This window comes from Sedimentibacter acidaminivorans (assembly GCF_017873955.1).
GTDB classification, from domain to species: Bacteria; Bacillota; Clostridia; order Tissierellales; family Sedimentibacteraceae; genus Sedimentibacter; species Sedimentibacter acidaminivorans.
Window position 1 is genome coordinate 570,204 of the sequence record NZ_JAGGKS010000001.1, and the last position, 13,753, is coordinate 583,956.

General features: G+C 28.4%; 6 protein-coding genes. 1 reads left to right on the plus strand and 5 read right to left on the minus strand.

All coding sequences use genetic code 11. The annotated features are described in order from the left end of the window. Positions 1-8: 8 nt before the first annotated feature. On the minus strand, positions 9-1,229 hold the full coding sequence (locus tag J2Z76_RS02630; RefSeq protein WP_209510424.1) for a hypothetical protein: 1,221 nt from the start codon (positions 1,227-1,229) through the stop codon (positions 9-11). 945 nt (positions 1,230-2,174) lie between these two features. Next, positions 2,175-4,238, minus strand: coding sequence for an elongation factor G (gene fusA / locus J2Z76_RS02635; protein WP_209510425.1), 2,064 nt, complete (start codon positions 4,236-4,238; stop codon positions 2,175-2,177). Between the two features lie 238 nt (positions 4,239-4,476). Between fusA and J2Z76_RS02640 the strand changes: the two genes are divergently transcribed. After that, entirely contained in the window at positions 4,477-8,649 is a 4,173-nt protein-coding gene (locus J2Z76_RS02640) for a DUF445 family protein (RefSeq protein WP_209510426.1), read from the plus strand. 146 nt (positions 8,650-8,795) lie between these two features. On the opposite strand, the gene J2Z76_RS02645 is transcribed toward J2Z76_RS02640, so the two are convergent. From J2Z76_RS02645 to J2Z76_RS02655, 3 genes are read right to left on the minus strand one after another with little or no spacing between them, the layout of a single operon-like run. Continuing rightward, positions 8,796-10,040 carry a TolC family protein gene (locus J2Z76_RS02645; RefSeq protein ID WP_209510427.1) on the minus strand — a complete coding sequence of 415 codons (1,245 nt, stop codon included), beginning with the start codon at positions 10,038-10,040 and terminating at the stop codon, positions 8,796-8,798. Positions 10,041-10,074: 34 nt separating this feature from the next. Then, entirely contained in the window at positions 10,075-10,653 is a 579-nt protein-coding gene (locus tag J2Z76_RS02650; RefSeq protein ID WP_209510428.1) for a TetR/AcrR family transcriptional regulator, read from the minus strand. A 12-nt stretch (positions 10,654-10,665) separates the two neighbouring features. Continuing rightward, the gene (locus J2Z76_RS02655; protein WP_209510429.1) at positions 10,666-13,752 is read right to left on the minus strand and encodes an efflux RND transporter permease subunit; all 3,087 of its coding nucleotides are present in this window, start codon (positions 13,750-13,752) and stop codon (positions 10,666-10,668) included. Position 13,753 lies beyond the last annotated feature (1 nt).

Below are 13,753 nucleotides of genomic sequence, written 5' to 3' on the forward strand. Positions count from 1 at the left end.
GAATTTAATTATTTCTCAGAACAATTGCTTATTACTTCAAAGGCTAAATATTTTAACAATGGGAGTTCATTCACGATTTTCTCATTGCTTAATGATGGTATCGCAATGTACTCCTCAACATCTCCTTTGGAATGAGCTATAGAGCATCTATAGCTGTATACTCTTTCTACTAACTGGTCTATCACTTTGCTGTCCACTCTAGAAATATCTATTTTTAGTTCTTCTGAATTGCAGTAAATATCCTGATATTCAGAATTAGAATACAACCAATTTTTAAATTTGGTAATATCTATAGCTCTTAGAAAAACAAGTCTTAACGCAGCTCTTTCATAACTCACTTTCTTATATCCTACTAACACTTTCCTGAGTTCGTTATGATTTACATTCTGCATATCAATTGTTGAAAGATTATCCAAAAAGTGATAGTTCTGAGTTCGAACAAAAAAGTATTCTATCACCTGATAATAACTTAAATACGATAGTCTCTCGTCAACTGAGTTAATAGCGTTTGTAAGATATAACATTGGAATCTGCTCAAACCCTGTAGGGATGAATTGCATATTACGTATTGAACATTCTCCACTTTCTTTGAACATTGAATCTACTTCAAAAATTTTAAAGTCCATCTCATATTCCATTGAAACACGTAACAATATCTCATTCACAGTTGTAGTCAATTCACTCAGCGAACATCCTTCTACATTAAATAGTTGAATTGATAAATATTGCTCGTGGTTGGAATATGTATGATTTATACTTCCATTATCATCCTCATTGATAAAGTATTCATAGAATGTGGTCCAAATCAAATCGCTTTTCGTTCCAATAGTAGCTATTGCATTCCCCTTGTTGTCTCTAATATGAATAGCTCCAGTATCAATATAATCAAATCCTTTAAAAATTTTTTTGTATGTTTTCATATTACTCGCAACAATAAGGCATTCGTAGAAATCAGCAATTCGAATTGAACTATTATCAATTCGGACAAATGCATTATAGAACATTTGACTGATGATATACTCACAATTTCTCCAGTCATCCTCTTCTTTGAGTGCATTGGCCAGGTCTGCAAATCCTTGGGTTTGAAGTTTCAAGATCTCACGTGTGTCCTCTCTTAATTCGATTAAGTACCCTCCAATATCAACTTGAGATATTTCATCAACAGATAAAGAATTTGCCCAACGCTTGAGCGCTTCGATGTTGATATTTGTATGTCCATACAAAGACATAACTCCACCTCCTAGTTTTTACCATTAAAAAGCCACATACTAGTTTCGTCTAATTGATATAATTCGTACATTGACGAACTGCACATTATTAGCCTAATCAGAATTATAAATTCCATTTATAATCTGCTTTTATTTTACAAATTATTCTATATTATACCACTATTCCTAATTTTATTCAAATACTATTCAACCTATTTGCTTTTATATTTATTTATATTTTAATAAAAAACAAGTACCTTACTTTTATAATAAGTATACTTGTTAAATAGTTAATATAAATAAACTTACAATGGTATATCTATCTACCTATCATCTGGTTAAATCAGATGAATCTATACCTGCGCTATTCTTTGAACTTACAATAATTGCATTGGTCTTTCATCTTACTTTAAGGATTTAATGATTCGATTGCATCTTTAATACTAAATTATTCTGCAGATTTTTGTTCTTTTAAATGAGTTATATTTGTTTAGGTAATATATCTAATTTGATTACTAACTCGTTTGAAGTATGATTAATGATGAATTATTTACAACTCTACAACCTAGATTTTTAAGATTATATAATTTATTATTTTTATACGTATAATATCATTATTATACGTCACTTTGTCAAAAAGTGTTTATTCTGATATTTGAATGTTTAATAAACTTTTGCAACTTATGATTTCTAAAAAAATGTACCTCATTAGTTTTATTGGCAAGTTTTCGATGCTTTGTAAGTTATGTTTTTTTATATTTATACATTATATAATCAATAATTTTATAAAGACATGCCTTATTTTATTCATAACTTCGAACTGTGTGATAAACACAAGTAAATGTATAAAATAAGGCCAACCAATTTATATATTGGCTGACCTTATAAAATATTTATATTATTTATATTATTTCCACTGTCTACTTGACAGGTGGCACTTCATTGTACCCAGCGCATTAATTAATTTTATTCTAATTTAGCTTTATATTCTGATATAACTTTTTCAGCCATGTTGGATGGCATTTCATCGTATCTTAGGAACTCCATAGTGAAGCTTCCTCTTGCTTGTGTCATAGATTTTAAATCTATGGCATATGTGTACATTTCAGCTTGTGGTGCTTCTGCCATAACTTTTTGTGTACCATCTGGTTGTTGTTCCATTCCGAGAATTCTTCCTCTTCTCTTATTCATATCACCCATTATATCTCCCATATACTCATCTGGGATTTCAATTTCCACTTTAGCTATAGGTTCAAGAAGTATTGGTTTTGCTTCTATCATACCTTTTTTAAATGCTAAAGAAGCAGCTACTTTAAATGCCATCTCATTAGAGTCAACATCATGATATGAACCATCGTACAATGTTGCCTTAACATTAACAACCTTACATCCAGCTAGAACACCTTTATCTAAACAATCTCTTAGACCCTTTTCTACTGCTGGTATATAGTTTCTTGGAACTGATCCACCAAATATTTCTTCCGAAAATACAAATTCTTCTGTAGATGGTTCAAATCTAATATGAACATCTCCATATTGACCTGCACCACCTGATTGTTTCTTATGTTTCCCTTGTACGTCTGATTTACCTCTAATTGTTTCTCTATAAGCAACTTTAGGATTTGTTAAATCTACTTCTACCTTAAAGTTATTTTTTAATTTACTTGCTATAACTGATAATTGAATATTACCTTGACCACCAATTATCTGCTCTTTAGTTTCAATATTTCTCTCTATTGTAAATGTTGGATCTTCTTCATTTAATTTATGAAGACCCGAACCTACTTTTTCATCATTGTCTTTTGTTTTTGCACTTATTGACATAAAATAACATGGTTTTGGAAAATTTACACCTTCATATACAATTGGATTACTTTTGGTAGAAATAGTATCACCTGTTTTAAAGTATGTTAATTTAGATGTAGCTCCTATATCTCCTGCTGTAACTTCTGAAGCCTCGACCTGATCTTTACCTCTCAGATAAAATACACTTCCAACTCTTTCTGTTTCTCTATTAACAGCATTATATATTTCTGTATCTTTTTTAAGTATACCTGACAACACTTTGAATAAAGTAATTTTACCTACAAATGGGTCAACTACAGTTTTAAAAACAAGTGCTGATAAAGGATCTGTTGGATCAACTTTTCTTGTTACTTCAACTCCATCATTCGTGCCTTTTACTTCTTTTAAATCCTCAACACTAGGTAAGTATTCATTAACCATATGCATTATACACTTTGTGCCCATCGCTTTTGATGCGGATGCTACTACTACAGGAACTATATCACCTACTAGTACTGCATTTCTCAAACCGTTATGAATTTCTTCATCAGTAAATTCTTCACCATTAAAGAACTTTTCTAACATTTCTTCATCGGTTTCTGCAACTGATTCCATTAAAACGCCTCTTAGCTCTTCAACTTTATCAACTAAATAATCTGGTGTGTCAATTTTTATATTATCTTTTGATTCAATTAGACGACCTTGCCTTGCAACTATATCTATATAACCTTTGAATGATTCTCCTTCGCCAATAGGAAGGGCAAATGGAACTACCTTTTTACCAAATTTATCTCTTAATTCTTCAAGAAGTTTTTCGAAATTAACGTTTTCTTTATCCATCTTATTTAATACAATTATTCTTGGTATGTTCTGTTGTTCTAGAGATTTCCATGCTTTTTCAGTACCAACTTCAATTCCAGAACTAGCATCAATAACAATAACAGCGCCACTAGCAACACGAAGTGCTCCGTAAACCTCGCCAACGAAATCAAAATAACCAGGAGTATCAAGAAAATTAATTTTCGTATCTTCATACTCTATAGGTATAATAGATGTGCCTATTGAAACTTGTCTATCTTTTTCTTCTTTATCGAAATCAGATACTGTATTACCATCTTCAACTTTTCCCATTCGGTTTGTTACTTTTGTTATGTATAAAAGCGCTTCCGTAAGTGTTGTCTTGCCACAGTTACTGTGACCAATCAATGCAACGTTTCTAATTTTGTCAATGCTATACGTTTTCATTTACTCTTTCCTCCCAATTATTTTGTGTAATTAACATTATTTTACTATAATTTTCACGAAAAATCAATACAATTTTAATTATTAGTTTATTTGGTATTATTTATTCAAAAAATATAAAAATATATAATAGAAAAATAAAAAATATACAATATTTTACAATTTATATAAATATTTTTGCATATTTGACGTTATAATGATATAATTTCAAAAGATTAATTTGAAAGGAAGAATCAATATTATGAATGACATAATATACAATTACATAATACAAGCGATACTTGGTGGTGCTTCAGGATATATAACTAACGAGTATGCTATAAATATGCTTTTCAAAGAGTATACTCCTTTAAAAATAGGTGGAGTTATAAAGAAAACAAGAAATGAATTTATAGATAACCTTAGCTCGCTTGTAGAAAATGATATAATTAATAAAGATAAGTTGAATAACATTTTAATTGACGAATCATTTAAATCTAAGTTTGAATCACTTACTGAGGATTTTTTTAATAATTGCCTTTATAATTCTGCTGATTCAGCCAATTTTTCAGATATTGATGAATTTGAGTCTTCAGTAAAACAGTCTGGTGATTTTTTTAAAAAAATAATAGATAACAACTCTGTTGAAATGACTAATTTATTATTTAATAACATAAAAATCGATGATTTTTTAACAGATAAACAATTAGAAAAGATATCTAGTTCTTTGTATGATTCCATTAATGATTTAATAAATGATTCAAATGTTGTAAGAGATATATCTTTGTCTTTATATAATGAATATAAAAATAATAAATTAATAAGTTTACTAGATGGAACAGAAAAAATAGGATTTAATATTACTGAAAATTTTATTCATAAATTAAATCAAGTTATTACTGATAATTTTAACGATAGATTAAATAATGCTGTAAAAGATATTTATTTATCTCTAGAGTTAAATGAAACTCTATTATCTATTAAAGAAAAGATGTATGAAAAGCCATTTAAAGACATAATTACAATAGATGAAGATTTAAAAATAAATATAGTAAAACTATTTTCTGAATATATATACTCAGAAAATGGGCAAGATTCAATTTTGCAATTATGTAACTCTATTTTTTCTTATGTAAAAAAGTATGATAAGACCCTTTTCAATTTATTTGATTCATCCTTTGAAATTAATTTAAAATCATATTTGTTAGATAATCTACCATCTTTAACGGAAAATATTATTGGCTGGATTTACAGCAACAGTAAAAACATAGATAAAATTATTGAAGAATCAGTGGATGAGGTCATAGATGAAGCCACTGGTATGAAGGGAAAACTTCTTAGCACTATAAAAAATTCATATTTAAATAATTTAAGCGAAAAATATAATATTGTTCAAAAAATAATTGATTATGTTAAAAATGAAACCGAACCTGAACAATTGAGCAATAATGTTAGCTCAAAATTTATTAACTATTTAAATACTGTATCTATTAGTGAAATTTTGACTAGTGCAGAAAATAGTAATATTATAACACCATCAATTGCTAGTAAATATTTAACGGAGTATCTAGAAACTAATTTTGAATCAATTTTTAATGAAATCATTAATTATGTAATGAATTTAAAATTAAAAGATGTTATGCCTACTGAAATTTATTCTGCTACTATTATCAAGGAAAATATATTAGAATTAATTATGGATAAAATTATTTCATCAGAAAGCATTTCTGATTCTTTATGTCAAAAAATTTATGCTAACTTCAATATTTTATTTAACAAAAACTTAAATGAACTGGTAGATGAAGAAAGTATTTACAACAATAATTCAAACATTAAGGGCTTTATTTATAATGTTTTTAATAATAATTCTGAATACATAAAAAATTCTATTAAAGTAACAATAAAAAACAATTTAAATATAAGTAAATTCCAGTCATCACGTGTCTATTCAGATATTCCTAATGGAATTTCAAAAGAGATTTTAAAAAAGTACAATGAAATGACTAATGGAACAGAGAATAAAAAATTATCATTAGCTATCGACAAAATCAATTCAATTGAAAACTTATATAAAAATAGTTCTGAACTACTTCGTTCACTAATGATAAATAATCTAGATACTCTACTTGGAGATTCAGTTAAGAAACTTGTTACTGAAAATTTAAATAAACTCAATGATGATGAATTAAGTAATTTAGCAAATGATTTTATAGGTAGAGAACTTAAACCTATAATGTTTTTTGGTGGAATTTTAGGTACTGGTGCTGGTATCACACTAGCCATATTTCAAAACTCCCCTATTAGTTTAGATACTATAAATATTGCAAATATGATTACTTATTCACTAGTTGGTTTTTCAACAAATGCTATTGCAATAAACATGATTTTCAGACCATATAAAGAAATTAAATTGTTGAGCAAAATACCTTTTTTACGTAATTTTTCCTTAGGTTATATTGTAAAAAACAAAAAGATTTTTGCTGAAAACATGTCTGTATTTATTGATAAAAACCTATTAAGTAAAGAAAGTATAAATGAGTTATTTGGTAAATATGAAGATAATTTAAATACTAAACTATTACGCAGTATTGAATCAAATAATTACATTTTACTAAATAATCTATTGAAAAATAATCAGGAAAATATAGTAGCAGGAACTTATACATTTACTAAAAATTTGCTAGCTAAAAATACTAATAATCTTAGTAATTTTGCAGTAAATAATTTAGATAATTTTGGTCTTTCAAGTTTACTTTCACCTGAAAATACAATGTATTTAAGTGCTTTCGCTAAAGAAAAAATATATAATTCAAAAGATGAACTTATTAATTTTATTGAAAATAAAATTAATTCAACATCAAAATTAGAAACTCAGATACCTAATAGTTTTGTTAACATAATTAAAAATTATGTAGCCACTTTAATTAAAAATTATTATGATATTACAAATAATAATCTCAACGACTCTAATAATATTAAGAAGTTTATGATGAAATATAACAAAAAATATACTAGAACAATTAATAAACCTTTGAAGGAAATTTTTAAATCTATTAATATTGAAGCTGTAAATAGTTTTGTATCTTATAGATTGTATAAAATTATTTCATCTAAACATTCAAGAAAAAAAATATCAGATACTATATCTAATTTGTTTAACAAATCTGTAGGTGGAAACAAGACATTTGGAGAACTTTTTGATGGAAAAATGAAAAATTATATTAACAATAATACACCTACATTAATTAATAAAATTACACATAATGTAAAAAGCAGTATAGCTCAAAGCAAGGGTGCTATATCAAGTAATGTTCAAAATGAAATTAAAGGTAGTCTTGGCTTTTTAGAAAAGGGGATGTACTCCTTAATGGGAGGCGATGCTATTGTAAGTGAATTAATTGAAAAAATTATAGTTGATAAAATTCCTTGTTTCATTGATGATAAAGAACAAGAGTTGCTAGATATTTTCAATAATATTATTGAAGAGAAATTTTACAAAGTTAAAGTAGATTCATTACAAAGTAGCATAAATAAAATTCAAGTAGATGAAATGGTGAACACTTATCTTTCTAACGACGAAAATGCTGAATTGATAAAAGAAAAGATAGCGAACACCATATCATTAACACAAAGCAAGTTAGAAAAATTTAATTTAAATGATATTTTAAAATTACTATCATTAGAGAGTATGAATAATATATTTAACACTTATAGCAATGAAATAAATATATTAATTACTGATTTATCTAAAAATATGACTACAAACAAAAAAGATATTATAAATATTATTATACCTTTAATAAATGAACTCACTGATGAATTTATTAAGGCAGTGTCGTTTAAAGATTTATTCAGTAAAATTTCAAATAAGGATACAAGTTTAATTATAGATAATTTAATGGATACTTTAAATGGCAATTTTCTAGAAAAAGAAATACAAAATATCATTAGTAATTATAAACAATTTATATTTAATAATGATAAGATATCTAATTTTATTGATAAAGAAGAATTAGTAAAATCCACTGAGATATTTATAACAGATTTTATTTCTAAAAATGAATTTGAATCTTTTGTTAAAAGTATTTATAGCTCAACGTTAAAAGAAGCTATTGATTTAAACTTTAATTTTATTGACGAAAAAACAAAATCATATATGTTAAATATTTTTGTTAAATCTGCTATTGAAAGTATAAAAGTAAATCTTGATACAATTCTAAAGGCTATTGAATTTGACCGTATAGCAAGAGAAGAAATATATGATATGGAGCCGAAAAAGATTCATGAAATGTTTAATTCCTTTGCTGATAAATATTTTAGAAGACTTATGGTTTATGGCTTAGGCGGTTTTGTGTTTGGAATAAATGCTTATTTCGGATTAGTCTTATCTGGATTTGCATCTATAAATAAATTTATTCACAAATCAAAAGATTAAAGACTATGAGCATGTTGGCTAACCATCAACTCTTTCATTGTAAGGTTATAATAATTTGTAAAATTTATATTATAAATAAAGAAAAGCATGAATTTTTCAGATTAGAAAATTCATGCTTTTTTAAAACTAAGTATAACCTTTATAAATTACTTTAAACCAATTAAGTTTGAATTATCAAACATCATTTTGCTTATATTGTAAGATACTAACAATTGATATCTTCCTATTTCAGCTTGAGCTAAATTTGTATCAGCTACTATTACGTCTGTTGAAGCAGCCATACCGTTCTCATATAGAAGTTTATTAATTCTTGAAGCTTCTTTTGCTAACTCTACTGTTTTATCCATATTCAAAAGAGCTCTTTCTGCTTTTACAAGAGCGAGATATGATTTTCTTACATCAAGCTCTACATCTTTATAAACCTGAGGAACATTTAATTCTGCATCTTTTAATTTTTCAACTGCTGCTTTATTTTCTCTTAAATTAGAAGTATAGTATGCAGTATATACATGAGTTTCAATTTCTTGTAATTCTAAATTATTTTGTGCTGTTAATATTTCTGGTCTATCTGTCTTTGCTTTTTCTAAAGCATCTTCTAAATTTATATCAACAGTAGGTACATAATTTAATTCTTTATCTGTTAATACAATCTCTGTATCAAATGGTAAATCAATTTTATTCAACAAATTTAATTTTGCTACTTCTAAATCATCTTTTGATGAATCTAAATCTGTTTGAGCGCTTTGAACAGCCATTTGCCCATTTAATACTTCTGCTTTTGTTGCAGATCCGTTATTAAATTTTAAATTGATTACTCTCAACTGCTCTTCTGCTTTACTAAGATTTCCTTGATTAACTTCTATAGTCTTTTCAGCGACTAAAACTTGATAATACAAAGATTTTGTTTCAATTTCAATTCCTAAATTTAAAAGCTCTCTGTTTTTTTCTGTTTCTTTAGTCCTTAAATCTGCAAATTTTATTCCATACTCATTTTTAGCTAGTAATGTTTTAATATCTGTAGCACCAGGTGAATAAGGATTATCAAGAGGAACAGACATACTGTCTTCAGCCAATTTCTTAGCTTTGCTAGCATCTTTTCTAGCATCATATAATTCTTTTAACCCATCATCAATTTTCCACATTTCTCTGCTGCTTTCTTTTGCAAGCTTAACAGCATCATCTATTGACAATTCCATTGCTTTTGAATCTTCAGCAGCAACTTCTTCTTTATCTGTATTTTCAGTATCTACTGAGTCCTTCACCGTTTCAATAGCCGAAACCGCTTCACTATCTATATTTGTATTTGTTTCATCATCAGCAAATGCAAAATTCATTTGTAATGTACTAAGCAAAAGCACCATTGTCATTAGCATAGCTATTTTTCTTTTCATGTAAACCTCCATATTTTTTACTTATGTTATATTCTTATTTTACACCAAAGCCATTAAAAAGCAAGTTAAAAATAGTTTCATCATCTATTCCAGAAGTATATTCTTTAAGCAATTTCAGTCTATAATACTCACCCATTGTTCCAATTAATGTGCACGCTATTATTTCTGAAGGAATATTTTTATCTACAACCCCTTCATCCTTGCCTTGGTCAATTATTTTAATTAACATTGCATACACATCTTTAATTAGCTTCATCATAGTTTTAACTACTTTGTCAGATATTACATTTTTATGAGAAAGCATTCTCTCTATTGTTATGTCTTCAAGCTCTGTAGATTTTTCTTTTTTCTCAAACATTTCAATAATCTTTTCTTTAAATGTTGTTTCTTGATTGCTTATTTCTTCAATTCCCGCTCTCATCAAATTAACATTTTCAATGCAAAATTCATCAAATATATCCTGTTTACTACTAAAATATTCATATAGTGTACCTTTCCCGACACCTGCATTTACAGCGATTTCATTCATCTTAGTTTTATGAAATCCCTTTTCAGTAAATAGAGCCTTGGCAGATGTCAATATAGCTTTTCTCTTTGGATTTTTTTCTGCCATGATGCCCTCCAATTATATTTCTTTAACAATTACATTTTCATCTTTATGCCTTTTAAATTTTCTTTTAAAGAATATTGTAATATCGTCAAAGATTGTGTACATAACAGGTACAATTACTAGTGTTAAAACTGTTGATAAAGCCAACCCACCAATAACAACTACTCCCATTGACTGTGTTAGTTCTCCACCTTCGCCATAACCTATAGCCATTGGTACAAGTCCTAATATTGTTGTAAGTGCTGTCATCATTATAGGTCTAATTCTAATTGGTCCTGCCTTTAATATAGCAACTGTCCTATCTTCTCCACTTAATCGCCTTTTATTTATATAATCTATCAAAACTATAGCGTTGTTTACAACGATTCCTATAAGTATAATAAATCCTATTATACCTACAACATTTAAAGGTAAACCTATAATAAACAGAGCTATAAAACCTCCTGACAATGCAAGTGGAACTGAAAACATAACCGATAGTGGTTGTATTAACGATTCAAACTGTGCAGCTATTATCATATAAACTAGTAATACAGCCATTGCCATTGCTAAGAATAAATCACCAAAGGTTTCCCTAATTTGCTCTGTTTCTCCACCAAAAGTATATGAGTAACCATTTGGCATTTCATATTCTTTCAACAGATTTGTTATATCAGTTGATACAGATTGAACATCTCTACCAGAAACACTGGCACTTACTGTTAAAATCCTTGTTTGGTTTTGTCTCATTATACTTATTGGTCCATTTTCTACTTTAATATTTGCAACTTCTGATAAAGGAACACTTCCTCCAGATGGTAATGTTATAGGTAACATATTTAATACAGAAATACTCTCTCCATATATGTTGTCACCTTTCAGATTAACATCTAACTCATCACCATCTATTTTAAATTTGGTTACATCTGAACCCGATAAAGTTCCCTTTATAGCAGATCCTATTTGAGCAGTAGTTAAGCCGTATTGAGATGCAAGAGACCTATCTGTTATTATTTGTACTTCTGGTATTCCATCTGCGTAACTGGATTCAACTTCCCTAGTACCATCAACATTTTCAATAATTTCTACAAAATCATCACCGATATTTTTAAGTTTATCTAAATCATCACCTTCAATGCTGATGCTTATAGCAGTACCACCCGATCCCATAGACATGCTTGATGCTTCAGAAACACTAATTTCCGCTCCTGGAATATCTTTTACAATTGTCCTTATCTCATCACTAATTTGTTTTGTACTTCTACTTCTATCTTTTAAATCTTGAAGCATTATAGTCATACTACCACTATTTGAACTGCTTCCAATACTCATTATTCCACCACTTCCGGAAGAAGTAAATACACTTTTTATTTCTGGAATTTGATTTATGGAATCTTTTATATTTTCTAATAACTCATCTGTTTTTTCAAGTTCTGCACCTGCTGGTAAGTTTACACTAACACTTATCTGACCCTCATCTGTAGCTGGGAAAAACTCTGCTCCAACCTGAAATACCATCAAAATACTTACTACAAACATTACTAAACTTAAAGCAATTGTAATTAATCTATGTCTTAAACTCCAACTTAAAATTCTCTTGTATGTTGTTACTATAATTCCATGCTTCTTTTCTTGTGCTTCTTCCGATTCCATATTCTTTACTGCAACTAGTTTAGATGCCATCATTGGAATTAATGTTAATGCAACAAGTAGTGAACTCACCAAAGCCATAACTATCGTTAACGCAAAGTCTTTAAATATAGTAGCTGCAAGTCCTCCAGTAAATACTATAGGCAAAAATACAGCTATAGTAGTCAATGTAGATGCTGTAACTGCCATTGAAACTTCATTCGTACCATCAATCGAAGCTGTAATTCTATTCATACCATTACTTCTGTGCCTATATATATTTTCAAGAACAACGATTGAGTTGTCTACTAGCATTCCTATACCTAGTGCCAAACCACCTATAGTCATCATATTTAAAGTAATACCTGAAAAATACAATAATATAAATGTTGTAATAATAGAAATAGGTATTGATAGGGCTATTACCAATGTAGTTTTAAAGCTTCTTAAGAATATTAAAAGTATTATTACTGCTAAAACAGCTCCAGTCATAGCAGTTCTTTTTAAGTTATTAATTGAAAGGTTTATATAATCAGCTTGGTCAAAAATTGTATCTACATTGAGATTTGGATATTCAGCTTTGATTTTTTCTAATTCTTCATTAACCTTTTTTGATACATTTACTGTATTTCCATCAGATTGTTTCATTACTGATAATTGAACAACATCCTGTCCATTAAGTTTTGTTATAGATGACCTATCCTTATTAACTAGGTTAACATCAGCTATATCTCTTAACCTTAACGTTCCACCTCTAGTAAGAGGAATACTAATATTTCTAATTTCTTCTAAAGATTTAAATTCTCCAATAGTTCTAACAGTTAGTTCATTTGTCCCCTTCATAACCGTTCCACCTGGAAGATTCAAATTTTCTGCTTGTAAAATTTGTGTTATATAACTCGAACTTAAATTATACCCTTTAAGCACTTCATCTTTGAGCATAACTTCAACTTCTCTCTCAAGTCCCCCTGAAACACTTGCGGAAGCTGTACCTTCGATCTTTTCTAATCGTGGCTGTACAACATCCTCAGCAATTTTTTGTGTAGTATAAATATCTCCCTTGCTAGAAATCGCCAATTGTATTATTGGCATACTGTTAGGATCTAACTTCATAACAGTGGGAGAGGTTGTTCCATCAGGGAGATAACCCTTTATCATATCTATTTTTTCTCTCATTTGAAGGACTGTCTCATCCATATCCGTACCAAAGTTAAATTGCATCATTACAATAGAACTTCCTTCATTTGAAATGGACATCATTGCATCTATATTTTCTACAGTCGCTAATACTTGTTCCAAAGGTTTTGATACTAAATTTTCTATTTCTTCTGGTCCTGCACCTGAATATGTTGTCTGCACCATCACATACGGAAGCTCTATTGATGGCATCAGATCAACGTGTAATTTACTAAGTGATACTGCTCCAAACAAGAGAACTATTAAAACCATCATTGTTATTGTAACGGGTTTTTTTACTGAAAATTTTGAAAGCATT